Annotated in this window: 16 protein-coding genes, 1 tRNA gene and 1 pseudogene; 3 read left to right on the top strand and 15 right to left on the bottom strand. The window is 72.5% G+C overall.

Going from position 1 to position 18,196, the window contains the following annotated elements; all coding sequences use genetic code 11:
* Nucleotides 1-185: 185 nt before the first annotated feature.
* A pseudogene (locus tag OHA17_RS25275) lies at nt 186-1,352 on the bottom strand (SPFH domain-containing protein); the annotation flags it as partial.
* 160 nt (nt 1,353-1,512) lie between these two features.
* Nucleotides 1,513-3,135 carry a peptidoglycan-binding protein gene (locus tag OHA17_RS25270; RefSeq protein ID WP_406508487.1) on the bottom strand — a complete coding sequence of 541 codons (1,623 nt, stop codon included), beginning with the start codon at nt 3,133-3,135 and terminating at the stop codon, nt 1,513-1,515.
* 193 nt (nt 3,136-3,328) lie between these two features.
* Between OHA17_RS25270 and OHA17_RS25265 the strand changes: the two genes are divergently transcribed.
* Nucleotides 3,329-3,402: transfer RNA gene (locus tag OHA17_RS25265), tRNA-Lys, on the top strand.
* A 103-nt stretch (nt 3,403-3,505) separates the two neighbouring features.
* On the opposite strand, the gene OHA17_RS25260 is transcribed toward OHA17_RS25265, so the two are convergent.
* From OHA17_RS25260 to OHA17_RS25200, 13 genes are all read right to left on the bottom strand, one after another.
* Complete coding sequence (locus OHA17_RS25260) at nt 3,506-4,507, bottom strand: glycoside hydrolase family 6 protein (protein WP_406510809.1); 1,002 nt, start codon at nt 4,505-4,507, stop codon at nt 3,506-3,508.
* A 380-nt stretch (nt 4,508-4,887) separates the two neighbouring features.
* A complete protein-coding gene (locus OHA17_RS25255) occupies nt 4,888-5,571 on the bottom strand; it encodes a class F sortase (protein ID WP_406508486.1) in 684 nt (227 codons plus the stop codon).
* Nucleotide 5,572: 1 nt separating this feature from the next.
* Nucleotides 5,573-6,148, bottom strand: a complete 576-nt coding sequence (locus OHA17_RS25250; RefSeq protein ID WP_406508485.1) for a hypothetical protein — start codon at nt 6,146-6,148, stop codon at nt 5,573-5,575.
* 100 nt (nt 6,149-6,248) lie between these two features.
* Entirely contained in the window at nt 6,249-7,028 is a 780-nt protein-coding gene (locus OHA17_RS25245) for an HAD-IIA family hydrolase (protein WP_053730275.1), read from the bottom strand.
* 164 nt (nt 7,029-7,192) lie between these two features.
* Entirely contained in the window at nt 7,193-8,269 is a 1,077-nt protein-coding gene (locus OHA17_RS25240) for a 2-aminoethylphosphonate ABC transporter substrate-binding protein (RefSeq protein ID WP_406508484.1), read from the bottom strand.
* Between the two features lie 36 nt (nt 8,270-8,305).
* Nucleotides 8,306-9,103 (bottom strand): ABC transporter permease, encoded by a 798-nt coding sequence (locus OHA17_RS25235; protein ID WP_406508483.1) that lies wholly within the window; start codon nt 9,101-9,103, stop codon nt 8,306-8,308.
* A complete protein-coding gene (locus OHA17_RS25230) occupies nt 9,090-9,923 on the bottom strand; it encodes a 2-aminoethylphosphonate ABC transporter permease subunit (RefSeq protein WP_406510808.1) in 834 nt (277 codons plus the stop codon). Before OHA17_RS25230 ends, OHA17_RS25235 begins: the two co-directional genes overlap by 14 nt.
* Nucleotides 9,924-10,128: 205 nt before the next feature.
* Nucleotides 10,129-11,208 (bottom strand): ABC transporter ATP-binding protein, encoded by a 1,080-nt coding sequence (locus tag OHA17_RS25225; protein ID WP_406508482.1) that lies wholly within the window; start codon nt 11,206-11,208, stop codon nt 10,129-10,131.
* Nucleotides 11,205-11,915 carry an HAD family hydrolase gene (locus OHA17_RS25220; protein ID WP_406508481.1) on the bottom strand — a complete coding sequence of 237 codons (711 nt, stop codon included), beginning with the start codon at nt 11,913-11,915 and terminating at the stop codon, nt 11,205-11,207. Before OHA17_RS25220 ends, OHA17_RS25225 begins: the two co-directional genes overlap by 4 nt.
* A gap of 14 nt (nt 11,916-11,929) precedes the next feature.
* Nucleotides 11,930-13,051, bottom strand: a complete 1,122-nt coding sequence (locus OHA17_RS25215; protein WP_406508480.1) for a TIGR03364 family FAD-dependent oxidoreductase — start codon at nt 13,049-13,051, stop codon at nt 11,930-11,932.
* A 462-nt stretch (nt 13,052-13,513) separates the two neighbouring features.
* Nucleotides 13,514-14,275 (bottom strand): GntR family transcriptional regulator, encoded by a 762-nt coding sequence (locus OHA17_RS25210; RefSeq protein WP_053730309.1) that lies wholly within the window; start codon nt 14,273-14,275, stop codon nt 13,514-13,516.
* Nucleotides 14,276-14,390: 115 nt separating this feature from the next.
* A complete protein-coding gene (locus tag OHA17_RS25205) occupies nt 14,391-15,185 on the bottom strand; it encodes a hypothetical protein (RefSeq protein WP_406508479.1) in 795 nt (264 codons plus the stop codon).
* Between the two features lie 232 nt (nt 15,186-15,417).
* Nucleotides 15,418-16,533, bottom strand: coding sequence for an ROK family protein (locus OHA17_RS25200; RefSeq protein WP_406508478.1), 1,116 nt, complete (start codon nt 16,531-16,533; stop codon nt 15,418-15,420).
* A 68-nt stretch (nt 16,534-16,601) separates the two neighbouring features.
* On the opposite strand from OHA17_RS25200, the gene OHA17_RS25195 reads away from it, so the two are divergent.
* Nucleotides 16,602-17,687, top strand: coding sequence for a Gfo/Idh/MocA family oxidoreductase (locus tag OHA17_RS25195; protein WP_406508477.1), 1,086 nt, complete (start codon nt 16,602-16,604; stop codon nt 17,685-17,687).
* Nucleotides 17,688-17,746: 59 nt separating this feature from the next.
* Complete coding sequence (locus OHA17_RS25190) at nt 17,747-18,196, top strand: heme-degrading domain-containing protein (RefSeq protein ID WP_406510807.1); 450 nt, start codon at nt 17,747-17,749, stop codon at nt 18,194-18,196.

Below are 18,196 nucleotides of genomic sequence, written 5' to 3'. Positions count from 1 at the left end.
TGGAGAACGTGGGGGAGTTCCTTGGATGGAGCTGCACGCGTGCGGTATCTCATGTTCCGGTCTAGACCAACTCCCAGACTATTGACGGGAGTTGAGCGTGTCCAGGCCAAGCGCCGCATGAGATTGCGGCGCTCCCCCTGCGTCCCTGCGTCCCTGCGTCCCTGCGTCCCTGCGTCCCTGCGTCCTCAGCCGCCCTCCCCCGTCCCCCGTCCCGTGTAGAACGCCACCGTCAGGTCCTTCACCAGGGCCTTGCGCTCGTAGTCGTCGAGCTCCACCAGACCCCGCGAGGTCAGCCGGTGCACGGTGTCCTCGACCGCGTCCACCACCGAGGTCAGCACAAGGTCGCGGTGGCGGGCGTCGAGCGCCGCGACCCGCTGCCGGCGCATCGCCGCCGCCACCTCGGGCGCGTACTCGATCCGGGTCGGCTGCGCCGAGTACAGCTCGATGCCGACCGCCTCCCCCTCCGACTTCAGCAGGCGGGTCAGCGCGTCGCCGACGGCCTCCGCGTTGCGCAGGGTGGGCGCGTCCTCGTGGAAGGCGTCGGCCGGGAGCTGCGAGAGGATCCGGACCATCGCCGCCTCCACCTGCTCGCGCAGATACCTCTCGTGGTCGGCGACGGCGAGCGCGGCCCGCGCGGTGTCCCGGATCCGCCACACCACCATGACCACCACCCGCAGCGCGGTCCCGTTCGCGTCGACCGCGCCCATCGGCTCGCTGCGCCAGTGCCGCAGCCGCAGGTCGACGCGGCGACGCAGCATCAGCGGGCTCATCCACACCAGGCCGGTGCGCCGCACGGTCCCCCGGTAGTCGCCGAACAGCGAGAGCACCCAGGCGTACCCGACGCGCCCGCGCCCGAGCCCGCCGAACGCGAGCACCACCACGGTCACCCCGAGGGCGAGCAGCCCCCAGTGTTCGAGGCCGATCCCGTGGTACGGGTACGAGGGCAGCCGCAGCAGCACGGTCACCAGTCGGGGCAGGGCGCCGATCCGCCAGATCAGCGCCGCGCAGCCCGCGAGCGCGAGCAGCCCGGCGGCGACGGCCGCCCCGCCGGGCAGCACCGGCCCCGGCCGCTCCGCGATGCGCGGGTCGACCGGGGGCGCGGGCCTGGCCGGGGCCGCGACGACCGTGCGCGCGCCCGCCTGTCTTGGGGGCCTCGCGATCGGCCGGGGGACGGCCTGATCCGCTGCGGGGACGACCCGGTTGGGCCCGGTGGCCTCGCGGAACAGCAGGTGGACCGGGATCGCGGCGGTGCTCTCGCTGCTGATCACGGTCACCCGGCGCCCGGAGCCCGGCGCCGCGATGGCAGGGATCCGGGGCGGCTCGGCGCCGTCGGGCGGGGTCGGGGTGGGGGTCTGCATGCTCGTCGTTCCTTCCGTGATGCCGTCATGCCGTCATGTCGTGATGTCGTGGTGCGGTTGTTCCGTGGTGCGGTTATTCCGTGGTGCGGTTATTCCGTCGTGCCCTCACGGCGTCATTCCGTGAGGCCGTCATTCCCGTCGTGGCGTCCCGCCGTCACGCGAAGAGCCGCCGCCAGGTCTCTGGGCCGGGGTAGCCGTCGGCCTCCGCGCCGGACCAGCCCTGGGCCCGCTGGAACGCCTCGACGTTGCGCCGGTCCTCCTCGCTCCAACTCGGCCCGGGCCCCGCGGTGTAGTACCTGCCGAACCCCTTCTTCACGAGCTGCAGGCCGAGCCGGGTGACGAACGGACTGCCCTGGCCGGGCCGGAAGTAGCTCAGGCCCGGGTACGCGGGCCGCACGGCCTGCGAGCCGCCCGGAGCCGGGGCCGTGGTCGGGGCTGTGGTCGGAGCCGGAGCCGTGGTCGGGGCCGTGGCTGGAGCCGGAGCCGTGGCCGGAGCCGTGGCCGGAGCCGGAGCCGTGGCCGGAGCCGAGGCCGTAGTCGGGGCCGACGCCGGGACCTGGGACTGGGCCGGAGCAGGAACCTGAGGCTTGGCCGGCGCCGGGACTTGGGACTGGGCCGGAGCAGGAACCTGAGGCTTGGCCGGGGCCGGGGCTTGAGGCTTGGCAGGCGCCGGGACCTGCGGCTTGGCCGGGGCCGGGCCCGTCCCGTCGGGGGCGATGTCCTTGCCGCCGCCCTTCACAAGCAGCGCCCAGGTCTGCGGCCCCGGGATCCCGTCGGCGCCGTCGCCGGTCCAGCCCTGTGCCTCCTGGAAGGCGCGGGTCGCGTTCAGGTCGGCCGAGGTCCAGCGCGGCCCCGGCCCCTCGCTGTAGAAGCGGCTTCCGCCGCGCAGCACCAGCATCTGGCCGAGCCGGGTGACATAGCTGTTGTCGGCGCCGGGCCCGAACTGCGCGGTGCCCGGGAACGCCAGGCTCTGGAGCTGCGTGGGGGGCTCCGTGGGGGGCTCCGTGACGGTCTCCCCGCCGCCACTGCCGGAGGCGAGCGCCTTGTACCGGTAGGGCAGGTACTTGGCCGAGTTCTTCCAGTACGCGTACGGGGTGGCCTGCTTGCGGGTGCCGGGCGGGGTCTGTTCGTAGGCCGTGTAGTAGTTGTGCGTGTGGTCCGTCCAGCCGCCGAAGATCACCACGTGCGAGCCCTTGTTGGGGTTGCTCGGGTTGTGGAAGAGCAGGATGTCGCCGGGCTGGAGCTGGTTGCGCGTCGTCCGCACGGCGAACTCGTCCAGGCTCCCCGTCCACTCGTTGGTGCCGAGGTTCCACGCCATCGACACATAGCCGGAACAGTCCTGCCGGTACCCGTCCGCCCAGTACGCCTCCATGTCGTACGGGACCGACGCGGCCACCCAGGTCTTGGCCCGGTTGATGATCTCGGCCCGGGTGATCGGGCGCGGCTTGACGGGCCCGTGCGCGGGCTGGCCCGGTGCGCCGTGCAGCCCGCTGGGGCCGCCCTGCTCGGTGGGCGGCCCGGGGTCGGCGGGCATGCTGGCGCCGGTTCCGCCGGGCAGCGGGACGGGGACGGCGGCGGCCGGCCCCGAGCCGCCGAGCACCACCGAGGCCGCGGTGGCCGCCACCAGCGCGCGCCGGGCGCCGCCGCTCGCCGCGGGGTGGCCGCCGTCGCGCACCGGGAGCAGTCGCAGCCGCCGGCGGTCCGCGCAGCCGGAGCAGCCGCACTCCCTCGCGGGCTCGTAGTCCTCGAACACCGGCCCCGGTGCGCTGGCCTTCATCCGCTCCCCCTCCCGTTCGTTCCGCTCTAGGAGACTTCGAAGATCTTTTCCGCACTTCCGCGCGGACAGCAGTGTCGCGATTGTCATAATGAGTGGCAGTTTGACGGAACGAAAGGGATAAAACGAACATCTGACAGCGTGGCGCTGGTCAAAACCACCCTCTGGAGTCCGGTAAAGTTTTCCGGGTCAGCAGGCGCCGCTAGCTCAGTTGGTTAGAGCAGCTGACTCTTAATCAGCGGGTCCGGGGTTCGAGTCCCTGGCGGCGCACGCACCACCGAGGCCCCCTCGCCCAGCGCGAGGGGGCCTCGGTCGTTCCCGAAGTCCGGCGCGACCGCCCGTGCCCGCCGCTCCCGGCGCCCCGACGCATCGCTCAGCGAGAATTGCTCGCCAGACCCAGGGCGTATTCCGGCCACCACGCGCCTGCCCGAGGGCCGCCGCGGCACGGGCCGTCCGACTCCCCCGGGCGCTTCACCCAGACGTAGGCGTCGACCGGGCCGCCCCCCGTATCCGTCGTCGGACGTTCGCCGAGGGCCCGGCCCGGCGGGTTGCACCAGTTCTCGGCGGGGTCGCCCTGCGTATAGGGGCCGTTGCCGTTGCGGCTCGTGTCGATCACGAAGTGCTTGCCGCCGACCTTCGCCGACAGGCGCTCCCCGAACTCCCGGCTCGCCCGCGTGGTCTGGAAGTTGGAGACGTTCACCGCGAATCCGTCGGCGCTCTCGATGCCCGCCCGCCGCAGCGCTTCGTCCAAGCTGTCCGGGGAGTGCCATCCCGCGTTGCCCGCGTCCACGTACACCTTCGCCGTCTGCTGCCGCTTGAGCCGCTCGACGGCGCTCTTCAGGAGCGCGTAGCGCGCCGCGTGAAACGCGCGGGGGGTGCAGCCGTCGACGAGGTGCAGGACGGCGTCCGGTTCGAGGACGACCGTGGTGGGGCGGTCACCGATGCCGCGGGCCACCTGGTCGACCCAGCCGCGATAGGCGTCGTCGTCGGGGGCGCCCCCCTTGGAGAACTGCCCGCAGTCGCGGTGCGGGATGTTGTAGAGGACGAGCAGTGCCGTGCGACCGGCCTTGGCGGCGGCCTCGGTGTAGCCGCGCACCACCGCCTCCGGGTCGCTCCCGGCGATCCACTCGCCCACCGGCTGCTCGGCGATCTTCCTGATGAGCGCGGCCTTCGCACCGTCACCGGCCTTCGTGTACGCGGCCAGCTGACGCGCCGCGCTGGTGTCCGGGTCCACCCAGAACCGGCCCGTGGCGGGCGGGGGCCGGGACGGTTCGGAGGGTGTCGGGCTCGGGGCCGGACCCTTGCCGGCGCCGCCGCAGCCCGAAGCGAGGAGAGCCGTCGCGGCGGCCACCGCGCAGGACCGCACGCCCGGCAGGGCCAAACTCCCTTGAATCCAGGCCGAGTTGATCTGTCGCGTCACGGCCCGGCCACCCCTGTCGGCTCTCAACTCAGCGTGTCGGCAAAGGGACTTGGCGTTAACTGGACCTAGGCCCAGGGCGCCGATCGGTTCTAGAGTGGGGGCGCCGCCCCCCGCCCCGGTCGCCCCGGTCGCCCCACGAGCCCCCGACCGCCCTGTCGGCCTGTGTTCGGACACGGGCCCCGAACCTCCCGCGGCGGTGCCGGGCTTCTCCCGCAGCCCGTGCGCCGGCGGTCGAGGACCAGCCCGGTCGGCGGCTCCGGGGGGAGCGGGCCGTCGGCCGGGCCAGGTGCCGGGTGGCCGCCCGAGGTCCGGGCCCGGCCTCCCGCGCGGGGCGCTCAGGGCTTCGGCGGCTTCGCAGGGGCCGCGTCCCTCGCGTCGGTCAGATAGGCCGAGACCACCACGTTGGCGGTGTAGGCCTTCGTCCGGTGGTCGTACGTTCCGCCGCAGGTGATCAGGCGCAGCTCGGCCCGCCCGCGCCGCCGGGGGCCGTACACCTTCGCCGCGTCGAAGTGGCTGCGCGGGAAGACCTGGACGTCGTCGATGGTGAACTCGGCGACCGAGCCGTCGGTGCGGGTCACCTTGATGTGCTGGCCGGTGCGGACGGCGCTCAGGCCGTAGAACACGGCCGGCTTGCTCCGGGTGTCCACGTGCCCGACCAGGAGGGCGGCGCCCGCCTCGCCGGGCCGGGTCCCGCTGCCGAACCAGCCGACCGTGCCGGGCCGGTCGTACGGCGGCGGGTCGACGGCGCCGTCGGCGTCCAGGCCGCGCGGCACGACCGGCGCGGCGACGCCTACGGAGGGGATCTCCACGCGCTGCGGCGACGCGCCCTTCAGCGGGTCGTGCGCGGGCGGCAGCGGCACACCGAGCGGGCGGCCCACCGCCGCGATGTCGCCCGCGGTGGGCGCCGACGTACTGACGGAGCCGCTGGAGGCGTCCCGGCCCCACAGCCACAGGCCGAGCAGCAGCACGGCCCAGGCGAGGCCCGTGATCGGCCGCCCGCTACCCCGCGCCGAGGACATCTCAGTCGCCGCCGCCGCGCCGGCGCCGCACGCTGCGGGACGCCACGGCGACCGCAGCGACGGCCGCGAGCACGAGGCCGATCACCGCGTGCCGGGTGCCGGGGCCCTGCTCCTTGGCCCCGCCCGCGGCAACCGTCGCCGCACCGCCGCCGCCCGCGTGCACGGGTCTGTACGGGGTGGCGTGGGAGTGCTCGCGGTCGCTGTCGTTGTCGCGGCGCCCGTTGCCGTGGACGACGGTGAGGCGGCCGCTCGCCTTGCCGGAGCTGTCCTTGCAGTTGACCCAGATGTCGTAGTCGCGGTCCTGTGCGTCGGAGCGGATCCGCGCCCGGGCGAACAGGGCGCCGCCGGCGGCGGGCGAGAAGCGGGCCTCCGACACGAAGGCGTCGGAGGTGCCGATCGCCTCGCGGCCGCTGCACACGCTGACACGCAGATCCACCTCCCCGCCGGGGGCCGTGGCGCTCGGGGCCACCCGCACCGATCCGTGTTGCTCGGACTCGGCCACCGCCGGGGACGCGGGCAGCACGGTCAGGGCGGCGGCCGCCACTGCCGCACAGAATGTGATGGAACGGATGCGCATGGTGAACCTCCTGTTACCCGAGATTCCCGCGCGGGCCCGCATTCCGCACCCCGAGGGCGTGGCGGCTGAGCCGGACGGAGGCGCCATCCGCCCGGACGGGTCAGATCAGTTTCACCAGGTCCGCGATCGAGTCGACGATCTTGGACGGGCGGAACGGGTACGACTCCACGTCCTCCGGCCGGGTCAGCCCGGTCAGGACCAGGAACGTCTGCATGCCCGCCTCAAGACCGGCCAGCACGTCCGTGTCCATCCGGTCGCCGATCATGGCGCTGGTCTCGGAGTGCGCGCCGATCGCGTTGAGGCCGGTGCGCATCATCAGCGGGTTGGGCTTGCCCGCGAAGTACGGCTTCCTGCCGGTGGCCTTGGTGATCAGGGCCGCGACGGCGCCGGTGGCGGGCAGCGGGCCCTCCTGGCTCGGGCCGGTCTCGTCCGGGTTGGTGCAGATGAACCGGGCCCCGGCGTTGATCAGCCGGATCGCCTTGGTGAGCGCCTCGAAGCTGTACGTACGGGTCTCGCCCAGGACCACGTAATCCGGCTCGTGGTCGGTCAGGACGTACCCGATGTCGTGCAGCGCGGTGGTCAGGCCCGCCTCGCCGATGACGTACGCGGTGCCGCCGGGGCGCTGGTCGTCGAGGAACTTCGCGGTGGCGAGGGCCGAGGTCCAGATGTTCTCGACCGGCACGTCCAGGCCCATGCGCAGCAGCCGGGCGTGCAGGTCTCGCGGGGTGTAGATCGAGTTGTTGGTGAGGACGAGGAAGGGGCGGCCCGACTCCTTGAGCGTCTTGAGGAAGGCGTCCGCACCGGGGATGGGGGTGCCCTCGTGGATGAGGACACCGTCCATGTCGGTGAGCCAGGATTCGATCGGCTTGCGCTCTGCCATGGGTGCGGACTCCTGCGTTCTGCGCGGTCTTCGCGCGCTGCTGAGCGATGAGCTGGGGACGTCGGCGCACCGCGCTGTGCGTTGCCGACGCCCCCAGCCTAGTCAGGATCCGCCGATCCCGACCTGGTCGATCAGCGTCCGGACCGTTCGGTTTCCGGGACCGTTCAGCTTCCGGTGGCGGACTTCCACGCGTCCACGTACGCCGGCAGGTTCTTGGAGATGTCCAGCCAGTCGGGCTGGAAGACGTCGACGCCCTGCATCAGCTTGCCGAGCGCGACGGCGTTGGCGTCGGTGGCCTTGATGTCGGTGCGGGCCGCGAAACCGCCGCCGATCTCGCTGACCTCCTTCTGCGCCTCCTCGCTCAGCATGTAGTCGAGGAGCTTCTTGCCGTTGGCGCTGTGCGGGGCCTTGCTGACCAGGCCGGCCGCGTACGGCAGGCCGAAGGAGGACGGCTTGGTGCCGCTCTTGGTGCCGGGGAACCAGATGCCGAGGTTCGGCATGGTCTTGGCCTGGGCGTAGTTCATCTGCACGTCGCCGTTGGCGGCGAGCAGCTCGCCCTTGTCGACCTTGGGCGCGAGCTTGCCGGTGGAGGCGGACGGGCCGACGTTGTTGGCCTGGAGCTTGCGCAGGTACTCCATCGCGGCTTCCTTGCCGCCGAAGTCGTGCATGGCCTTGATCACGAGGGCGGTGCCGTCGCCCGCGACGCCCGGCGTGGAGTACTGGATCTTGTTCTTGTACTTGGCGTCGAGGAGGTCCTCCCAGTTCTTGGGGGCCTCCGTCAGCTCCTTCTTGTTGTAGACGAACCCGAAGTAGTTGTTGACGACCGAAGTCCACATGCCGTCGGGCGACTTGGCGCCGCCGTCCACCTTGTCCGCGCCGGCTGGTACGTACTTCTGCAGCAGCCCCTTGTCCTGGGCCTGCTGGATGAACGGCGGCAGGGTGATGAGCAGGTCGGCCTGGGTGTTGGACTTCTCGCGGACGGCGCGCTGCACCATCTCGCCGGAGCCGCCCTCGACGTACTTGACCTTGATGCCGGTCTTCGCCTCGAAGTCCTTGAAGACCTTGTCGTACCAGCCGTCGCCCTTCTCGCCCTTGAGGCCGTCGGCGCTGTAGACGGTGACGGTCTTCGCGTTCGAGTCGGCCGAGGAGTCGCCGCCGCAGGCGGACAGGGTGGCGGCGAGGACGAGGCTGCCGGTGACGGCGGCGATCGGCTTGACTGCGGTGAAGGTGTTTCTGTGCATGACGTTCGGGACTCCTGAGATTCTCGGGTCAGCTGGTCATCGGAAGGAGGCTTTGGTACGGATGCGGGAAACGGCGAGCAGGACGAGCAGCGTCGTCCCCATGAGCACCACGGCGACGGCCGCGCCGGTGAAGAGGGAGCCGCGGTCGGTGGCCGCGAAGATCTGCACGGGCAGCGGGGTCCAGTCCGGCGGGTAGAGCATCATGGTGGCGCTCAACTCGCCCATGGACAGGGCGAAGCAGAGGCCTGCGGCCGCGGTCAGGGACGGCAGGAGCAGCGGCAGCTTCACCCGCCACAGGACCAGATGCGGCCGGGCGCCCAGACTGGCGGCGGCCTGTTCGTACATCGGGTCGAGGCGCAGGATGGCAGCCGAAACCGACTGGTAGGCAAACGCCATGACAAGAACGGTGTGCGCGAGGATCACGATCCAGCGCGTCCCGTTGAGCAGCACCGGCGGCTTGGAGAACGCGACGAGGATCGCGAGGCCGACGACCACCGACGGCACGGCGACCGGCAGCACGAACAGGGCGTCCATGAAGCGCCGTCCGCCCTTCTTCAGGGCCGCCGCGGCCAGCGCCGCCCACGAACCCACGGTCAGCGCGAGGACGCTCGCCGCGAGGGCGGTGACCAGGCTGGTGGTGAGCGCCTGGAGGGAGTCTCCGGTGGTCGCCGCGCTGTAGTGCTCGGCGGTGAACCCGGAGGGAAACGCGCTCGACCAGCTCGTCGCGAACGACGCGGTGACGATGACCAGCAGCGGCAGCGCGAAGACCGGCAGGAACAGGGCGAAGAAGACGGTCCAGGTGGCCCAGCGGCCGCCCCGGCTATGCACCAACACGACGGCTCACCACCCGGTAGAGGCCGTAGAGGCCCACGGAAATCGCGATGTTGACGACGGCGACGACACAGGCGGCCGGGTAGTCCGACTCCAGGATCGCCTTGCTGTAGACGAGCATGGGCAGCGTGGTGACCCCCTTGGCGCCGGTGAACAGCACGATGCCGAATTCGTTCAGACACATCACCAGGACCAGCGACCCGCCCGCCGCGAGCGCGGGCAGCGCCTCGGGCAGGATCACCCGCCGTACGATCCTGGCCGGCCGCGCGCCCAGCGAGGACGCCACTTCCAGCTGGGCGGTGTCCAGTTGGGAGAACGCGGCGAGCAGCGGGCGCATCACGAAGGGCGTGAAGTACGTGATCTCCGCGAGCAGCACGCCCCAGGGCGTGGTCAGGAACTGGAAGGGCCCGCTGTGCGCGCCGGTGGCATCCGTCCACAGCCCGTTGGCCATGCCGACGGTGCCGTAGATGAACAGCAGCGCGAGCGTGATCAGGAAGGACGGGAAGGAGAGGAACACGTCGATGAACTTCGCGACGGCCTTCCCGCCGGGAAACGGCACGAACGCGATGACGAGCGCGAGCGCGAACCCGAGCAGGAGGCATCCGACGGTCGCGCCGACCGCGAGCCAGACGGTGGTGCCGAGCGCGTCCCGGAAGGCGGCGGAGGCGAACACGTCGGCGTAGGGCTGGAGGGAGGTGCCGCCGGAGTCGGGGGAGATGGACTGCCGCACCACCAGCGTGAGCGGGTACAGGAAGACGGCAGCCAGTACGACGACTGGGGGCAACGCCCATAGCAGGGTGGGCAGTTGATGCCTGCCGCCCAGCCCGGATCCCTCGTCTGGCCTGCGGCCACCGCTTGTCCCGGGCCCACCGCCCCCGCCGGGCGCTCCTGCTCCCCGATCCCTTTCCCCCAGCTGTGGGCAGTCGTTCCGCAGGGCGATGGGGGTCCCTCCCTGGCCCTTAAGGCCTTGGGGGAGGGTGGGCACAGCCCCCAGTGCCGGGTCACTGGCGAACCCCGGCCGCCCCGGGCTAGCCACCCGACACCCCTGCGGCCAGCAGCACCGCGTCCTCGCGGGCGAAGTGCAGGGTCACCTCGTCACCCAGCGCCGGCGTGACCCGCAGCTCGCGGACGTCGGCCTTGATGCGCTCACCAGCTACGTCGACGTACAACCGATGCGTGGCCCCCCGCCACTGCACCTCCGCGACGCGCCCGCGCAAGGCATTGGGCCCGGGCCCGAGCCCGACCAGGTGGGGCCGCACGCACAGCGTGGCCATCGCCCCCCAGGCGGCGTCCTCGGTCGCGACGGACAGCTCGGTGTCCCCGAACAGCACCGACCCGGCTCCCACCCGCACCGGAAGCAGGTTCGCGTTGCCCACGAACGACGCCGTGAATTCCGTACGCGGCCGCCGGTACAGGTCCTGCGGGCTCCCGCAGTCCTGGAGGCGGGCCTTGTCCATGACGGCGATGCGGTCGGCCAGGGTGAGCGCCTCGACCTGGTCGTGGGTGACGTACAGGATGGAGACGTCCGGCAACTCCCGGTGCAGCCGGGCGAGTTCGGTCAGCATGCCGGAGCGCAGCTGCGCGTCCAGCGCGGAGAGCGGCTCGTCCAGGAGGAGGACGTCGGGCCGGATGGCGAGCGCGCGGGCGATGGCGACGCGCTGCTGCTGCCCGCCGGAGAGCTCGCGCGGATAGCGCTTGGCATAGGCGTCCATGCCGGTCATGGCGAGGGATTCGGCGACCCGCCCGGGGATCTGCCCCTTGGGCACCTTCTGGGCCTTCAGGCCGAACGCCACGTTGTCCTCGACCCGCATGTGCGGGAAGAGCGCGTACTGCTGGACGACCATGCCGATGCCTCGCTGGTGGGGCGGCAGGTGGGTCACGTCGCGCTCGCCGATGAACACCCGGCCCCGCACGGGCTGGACGAACCCGGCGACGGCGCGCAGCGCGGTGGTCTTGCCGGAGCCCGAGGGCCCGAGCAGGGCCATGACCTCGCCGGGTTCGATCGTGAGGTCGAGCGATTCGAGGACGACGTTGCCGTGGTAGGCGACGGTGACGCCGTCGAAGCGGATGCCGCTGCGCGCGGCACCCGGCGGGGCGGCGCCGCTCACCTTTCGGCCTCCAACTCACCTATCAGGTCGGGGAGTTCAGCGACAGATCCGAGGACATGGGAGGCGCCCGCTTCGGCGAGGGCCTCGCTCCCGTGGGCGCCGGTCAGTACGCCCGCGACGATGCCCGCCCCGGACCGTACGCCGCTGAGCATGTCGTACGAGGTGTCGCCGGCCACTGCGATGTCGCGCACCGAGTCGACCGCGCCGGTCCGCAGGAAGGCGCTGAGCACCATGTCGGGGTAGGGGCGGCCGCGGCCCCCCGCGTCGGCCGGGCACAGGGTGAGCGGGACGAGGTCCTGCCAGTCGAGGGCTTTGAGGATCGCGTCCTGGGTGACACGGGCGAAGCCGGTGGAGAGGACCACGGTCCGGCCCTGGGCCGCGAGCTGCTCGATGGCCTCGCGGGCGCCCGGGACCGGCGCGATGAGCCCGTCGTCGACGAGCGTTCCGTACGCCTCCTCGAAGGCGGTGTTCGCGGTCCGCGCCTTGGCCTCGTCGCCGAAGAGGTGACGGAAGACCGAGATCTTGGACTCGCCCATGGTGGCGCGGACGTAGTCGAGCATGGTGGCGTGCTCGGCCGAGCCGGCCTCGACGCCGAGCGCCCCGGCGGCGCTCGCGAAGGCCCGCTCGACGAGCCCGCCGTCGGCGACGGTGGTGCCCGCCATGTCGAGCACGACCAAATTGTACGCGTTCGTTGTGGTCAACTTCATGGTGGTCAACTCCCTTACCAGCCCAGCTCGTTGGCGGTCTTCTCGGCGATGGCCGGGGAGCACGTCATGCCGCGTCCGCCGGGCCCGGTCACCAGCCACACTCCGTCCCGCACCTGCTGGCGGTGCACGACGCGCGAGGTGTCGGTGCACTGGGCGTAGACCCCGGCCCAGCGGCGCTGGATCTTGGGCAGCGGCCGGCCGAGGAAGGACTCGACGACCCGGACGAGGTGCTCGTACGGCTCCTCCAGGACGTCGAAGGCGAAGGGGTGCTCGTACTCGTGGGTGTCGCCGATGGTCAGCCCGCCGTCCTCGCGCTGCACCATGAGGAGCTGCATCTTGTGCGCGGCGGCGGTCGGGTCCTGCGCCTGCCCGGCGTTGAGCGCGTCGAGGGCGTCGCTCGCGTAGGCCGGGTAGTAGCGGAAGCTGTCGGCGTCGGCGACGGAGGTGGTGAGCGGCTCGCCGAGCGGCGCGGTCTGCATCATCTGGAGCCGCACGCGCCGCACGGGCAGCTCGGGCGCGAGCTCCCGCACGAGCCCGCCGAGCCACGCTCCCGTACAGAGGACGACGAAGTCACCGCGGTGCACATCGCCGTGGTCGTCCCGGACGGCGGTACCGCCGAGGACCTCACGGACTTCCCGGCCACCGAGGTACGTGTACCGGCCGGACGCCAACAGCTCTGTTTTCAGGGCGAGTTGAGCGGTACGGGGCTCGACGGCGGCGTCCCGCTCGCACCACAGGGCGGCGGCGAATTCGCCGCGCAGGGCGGGGTTGAGGGCGCGGGCCTCGTCGGCGGTGAGGAGCTTGTAGCCGCGGGCGGCGGCGTCCTCTCGGCTCAACGCGGCCTCGGCGACGGCAAGTTCGAGGTCGGTGCGCAGCGGGGTCAGCGAGCCGTTGGGCCGGAAGCCGAGCCCGGGGACGCGTTCGCCGATCCCCTCCCACAGTTCGCGGGCGCGGAGCGCGGTGTCCAGCTCCTCACCGCCCGCGCGGCCGCTGACCCATATCTGGCCGAAGTTGCGGAGCGAGGCCCCGCGCGCCTCGCTCTCGCGCTCGATGTGTACGACCTCGTGGCCGCGTTCCACTGCGTGCCAGGCGTGCATGGTTCCCACCACGCCGGCTCCAACGACGATGACTCTCACGGCGGCAACGCTCCTCGGGGCGGGTGTCCCGCACCGGTCCGTACGGCAACGGGACGGTGAACGCCCTCCCAAGCTTGGCCTAGACCCGTTATGCTCCCGTTACCGAATGGCTCGTGGCACCTAACCTCCTGGGGCTCCGCCCCAGACCCCGATCGCGCCTGAAGGGCGCTCGTCCTCAAACGCCGGACAGGCTGAAGATGCTCGGTGCTGCCCCCAGAACCGACCCTGCTAGGGGCGCGGGGAACTGCGCGACCAGCCACGCACAGCCCGCAGCCAAAGGACAGGCACATGCGCGCAGCGCATGGCATCCAGGGGCGCGGGGCTGTGACATGTGCGGCTCCGCCGCGTGGGCGCGAGCAACCACCCACGGCCCGCGGCCGAAAGCAGGTTTTAGGGGCGCGGGGAACTGCGCAAAAGCCCCCGACGGCCCGCAGTCGAAACCCCCGCACCCCCAGCAGAGCGCTATCGCCCGAGGTGAGTCGTAAAGGAAAACCGGTCCCCCCGGTACAGCGTGCGAACCCTCTCCAGGGGGCCACCGCCCGCATCCCGCGAAACCCGATGGATGAGCAGCATCGGCAGCGCGGGCGGGGTGCCGATGAGCAGGGCTTCCCGCGGCGTGGCAAGGACCGTCTCGATGCGCTCGTCGACGTCCCCGAGCGTGACCCCGAGCCGGTCGCGCAGGTAGGCGTAGAAGGAGGAGTCCGGCGTGAACTCCTTGTCCAGGTCGGGCATCCGCGCCACCGCCGCGTACGTGCTCTCCAGGCCCATGCGCTCGTCGTCGGCGAGCAGGACGCGCTCCATGTGCCAGACGGGCTCGCCCCGCTCAAGCCCGGTCTCGGCGGCGAGCGCGGGCGGGCAGGGGAAACGTTCGAGGGTGATGAGGTGGCGTCCGGGCGTACGGCCCTGGCGGCGCACACCTTCGGTGTAGCTGGCCAGCGAGAGGGGCTGTTCCAGTTTGGCGCCGGCCACCACCGTGCCCCGGCCCTGGCGGCGCAGCCTCCCTTCGAGGAGCAGCTCGCGCAGCGCCTGGCGGACGGTCTCCCGGGCGACTTCGTAGCGCAGCGCCAGGTCGCGCTCGGTCGGCAGCAGGTCACCCTCCCCCAACTCGTCGATGAGCAGGGCGACTTGGGCCTTGACGGCGTAGTACTTGGGGATGCGCCCGTGCTCCGGGATGCCGGAGCGGATGGGGGCGCCGGGGGCCTGATTCTCGGGGTAACCGGTCAGGGAGTCGTACGGGGTGTCGCTCAGCGAGCTCAAGGAGTCGTTCAGGGCGTCGTTCGGGGTTTCCACAGGGGCGATGCTCGCATGAGCACGTGAACAGCCGGGGTCGACGCCCTGCTCAGCGGCGGCGCCGGACACGGAACCGCCGCGGCGCGGTCACCAGGGCGCCGCCCGCGAGGAGCAGTACGGCGGCGGCGAGGCCGAGGCGGGCGAGCGCGCTGCCCCGGCCGGTCTCGGCGAGCTCGGTGTCGATCTCGTGCAGGAGGTCGCCCTCGGCGACGACGTCGAAGCGGTAGTCGGCGGACTCCCCCACCCACTGGCCGTTGCTGCCGCGGCGCTGCACGATCGCCGCGTTCGCGGTGATCTGGTCGGGCACCGCGTCGGCGGTGAACCCGAGCCGTACCGGCACGGTGAGGGTCTTGCCCGCGCCGACGACGAAGCCGGGGAAGCCGTCGTCGAAGACGCCGATGTGCTCGTCCTCGTCGGTCTTGAGGAACGTCACGGGGTGCCTGCGGCCGGTGGCCGGGTCGTCGAACTCCATCCGGAGCTGGTCGTTCTTGAGCGTGTGGTCCCGGTCGACCAGGACGAGAACGGGGTGGACGCTGTCGCAGGTCTCGTGCGAGGTGTTGGTGAGGTCGAGCGACCAGGACCGGCTGCCGCCGCCGGGGTGGTACTCGGCGGGCCCGCCGTGGATCTTCGTGTCCAGCGGGAACGCGGAGCCGGTCCGGCCGGCGCAGTAGGGCACCTTCAGGTTGAGCGGCGGCTCGACGGGCACCGCGGTGACGACCGGCTTGAGCGGCGCGACGTTGTGCCGGCCGGACGGGAACCCGCCGTCGTCGGCCGCGGCCGGCCCCGCGAGCGGGGCGATGGCGGCGGCGGCCACTGCGGTGACGAGGGCAGTGCGCAGTCGCATGAGGGGCCTTTGCTGCTCGCGGCGTTCGGGGCTCGGCGGCCGCTGCCCGTCCGGCGTCGGCGCCTCCCGGTCGGACCCGGTCGTGGGCCGCGAGCCTGCCACGCGTCGGCGGCCCGCCTCGCGCGCCCCGCCCGGGTACGCCAGGACACGCCGGTGAAGACCGCCCTATCAGCCCAATATCAGGCCGTCTTATGTGTGCGGTCGGGTGCGCCCCGGGCAGGGTGTGCCGGCCCTACGGCTGTGGATACGTCGGCTGTGGATACGCCACATTCGCCCGCCCGAAGACCGGGACCAGGACCAGTTGGGCCGCGCCCTCCGCCACGGCGTGCGGGCCGCCCGCGGCCGGGCGGACCGGGACCTCGGGGGCGCCGCCGCGCCGGGCGCGTTCCTCGACGACCGCGGCCACTCCCCGTACGAACGTGTCCTGGTCGGCGGTGACGGTGCGGCCGCCCAGCAGGATCTCGTCGATGTCGAGCAGCCCGACGAGGTTGGCCGCCCCCACGCCGAGGAAGCGGGCCGCCGCCGCGATGTCCCCGCGGGCGACCGCCGCCAGGCACAGCGCCTCGATGCAGCCGCGCCCGCCGCAGCCGCACACCGGCCCGCCGAGCAGGATCGTCTGGTGCCCGAATTCGCCCGCTCCCGTACGGGCGCCGCGGTGCAGCGCCCCGCCGAGCACGAGCCCCGCGCCGAGTCCCGTACCGAGGTGGAGGTACGCGAAGGAGCCCGCCCGGGTGCCGGCGCGCAGGGCGAGGCCGAGGGCGGCGGCGTTGGTGTCCTTGTCCAGGAAGACCTTCCGGCCGAGCCGTTCGGCGAGTGCGTCGCGCAGCGGGAAGCCGTTCCAGTGCGGGAAGCCGGTGACGCGGTGCAGCACCCCGCTGTCGTGGTCGAGCGGGCCCGGCATGGCGACGCCGACGCCGAGCACCCGCCGCCCGCCGGTCAGCGCCTCCGCCTCGGCGGCCGCCGCCTCCACCACGCACGAGGGTTGTGCGCCGAGGTCCAGCGGCACGGTCCTGGCGCCGACCAGGGTGCCCGCGAGGTCGACGAGGACCGCGGTCAGCTCGTCGCGGTCCAGGTGGAGGCCGATGGCGTGCGCGGCGGACGGCACCAGCTTGAGCACGGTGCGCGGCTTGCCCCCGGTGGAGGCGCGGCGGCCCGCCTCGGTGGCCGTGCCCTCGTCCCGCAGCCGCGCGGTGATCTTGCTGACGGCCTGCGGGGTGAGCCCGGTGCGCTCGGCGAGCTCCAGCCTGCTGATGCCCGCCCCGCCCGCGGCGCGCAGCAGGTCGAGGACCAGCGCGGCGTTGTGGTCGCGCAGCGCCGGCAGGTTCGCACCCGTATTGCTCCTGTTCACCGACCCATTGTCCCTCTTGCTTGCACTTTGGCAACAGCGTTGCTTAAGTGGTTGGCATGAAGGATCCCATGAACGCTCCCCAGACCGACGGCCTCCGCGTGGGACTCGTGGGCTACGGCCTGGCGGGCTCCGTCTTCCACGCCCCGCTGATCGCCGCGACCGACGGCCTCGTCCTCGACACGGTCGTCACCTCGAACCCCGAGCGCCAGGCGCAGGCCCGCGCCGAGCACGGCGACTCGCTGCGCGTCGCGGCCTCCCCCGAGGAGCTGTACGACGCGGGCCTCGACCTGGTCGTGATCGCCTCGCCGAACAAGACGCACGTCCCGATCGCGACCGCCTCGCTCAAGGCGGGTCTGCCGGTGGTCGTGGACAAGCCGCTGGCCGGCACCGCCGCCGAGGCGCGCGACCTGGCGGCCCTCGCCGAGGAGCGCGGCCTGCCGCTCTCCGTCTTCCAGAACCGCCGCTGGGACAACGACTTCCTGACTCTCCAGGCGCTGCTCGCGGACGGCGAGCTCGGCGAGGTCCAGCGGTTCGAGTCGCGCTTCGAGCGGTGGCGGCCGCAGCCCAAGGGCGGCTGGCGCGAGTCGGGCGACCCGAGTGAGATCGGCGGGCTGCTGTACGACCTGGGCAGCCATGTCGTCGACCAGGCGCTCGTCCTGTTCGGCCCGGCCCTTCGCGTCTACGCGGAGGCCGACGTGCGCCGCCCCGGCGCCGAGGCCGACGACGACACCTTCATCGCGATCACGCACGCCGGCGGCGTCCGCTCGCACCTGTACGTCAGCGCGACGACCGCCCAACTCGGCCCGCGCTTCCGGGTGTTGGGCTCTGCCGCAGGCTATGTGAAGTACGGCCTCGACCCTCAGGAGGCGGCCCTGCGCGAGGGCAAGCGGCCTTCGGCGGACGAGCCGTGGGGCGTGGAGCCGGAGTCGATGTGGGGCCGGGTGGGCTCGGGCGAGTCCCCCCAGACCGGCGGCGGCCGCCCCCTCGAAACGGTGCCGGGCGACTACCCTGCGTACTACGCGGCGATCGCGAAGGCCCTGCGCGAGGGCGGCGAACCCCCGGTCACCGCGCACGAGGCGGCGGCCGCGCTGGACGTCCTGGAAGCGGCCCGCCGCTCGGCCCGCGAGGGCGTGACCGTGGAGCTGGCACTGTGAGGGCCCGGGACACGGCGGCACACCGCGAGGCGGCGGAGGGGGCCCCGGCGGCGGACCCGGTGTCCGTCCTGGAGGCCGAGCAACAGAGCCTGGTTCTGCGGCAGTTCACGTACGAGGACGCCTGGGAGCTCGGCATGCTGCTGCGCTCCCTGGCCGTGGAGCGCGAAGCTCCGGTCGCCATCGACGTACAGCACGGCACCCGGCAGGTGTTCCGCTGCACGCTGCCCGGCTCCAGCGCCGACAACGACGCCTGGATCGACCGCAAGCGCCGCGTCGCCGAACGCTACGCGGCCCCATCGTTCCTGGTCGGCGCCCGCTTCCGCGCGAAGGGCACGACGTTCGAGGAGTCGTCCCGCCTGGACCCCAACTCCTTTGCCGCACACGGGGGTTCATACCCGGTGACGGTGGAGGGGGTCGGCGTCGTGGGCACGGTCACGGTGTCCGGGCTGCCCCAGGCTGAGGATCATGCGCTGGTGGTGGAGGGGTTGCGCAGGTTGAAGCAGGGGTGA

It is taken from the genome of Streptomyces sp. NBC_00212 (assembly GCF_045206365.1).
In the GTDB taxonomy this organism is placed as follows: Bacteria; Actinomycetota; Actinomycetes; order Streptomycetales; family Streptomycetaceae; genus Streptomyces.
Note: the sequence above shows the minus strand (reverse complement) of the source record. Positions and strands in the feature narration are given on the sequence as shown.

Coding starts and splice junctions, on each gene's coding strand:
- OHA17_RS25240 (WP_406508484.1), bottom strand. CDS start 8,269: ATGCACAGAAACACCTTCACCGCAGTCAAGCCGATCGCCGCCGTCACC.
- OHA17_RS25195 (WP_406508477.1), top strand. CDS start 16,602: ATGAACGCTCCCCAGACCGACGGCCTCCGCGTGGGACTCGTGGGCTAC.
- OHA17_RS25270 (WP_406508487.1), bottom strand. CDS start 3,135: ATGAAGGCCAGCGCACCGGGGCCGGTGTTCGAGGACTACGAGCCCGCG.
- OHA17_RS25205 (WP_406508479.1), bottom strand. CDS start 15,185: ATGCGACTGCGCACTGCCCTCGTCACCGCAGTGGCCGCCGCCGCCATC.
- OHA17_RS25245 (WP_053730275.1), bottom strand. CDS start 7,028: ATGGCAGAGCGCAAGCCGATCGAATCCTGGCTCACCGACATGGACGGT.
- OHA17_RS25255 (WP_406508486.1), bottom strand. CDS start 5,571: ATGTCCTCGGCGCGGGGTAGCGGGCGGCCGATCACGGGCCTCGCCTGG.
- OHA17_RS25250 (WP_406508485.1), bottom strand. CDS start 6,148: ATGCGCATCCGTTCCATCACATTCTGTGCGGCAGTGGCGGCCGCCGCC.
- OHA17_RS25220 (WP_406508481.1), bottom strand. CDS start 11,915: ATGAAGTTGACCACAACGAACGCGTACAATTTGGTCGTGCTCGACATG.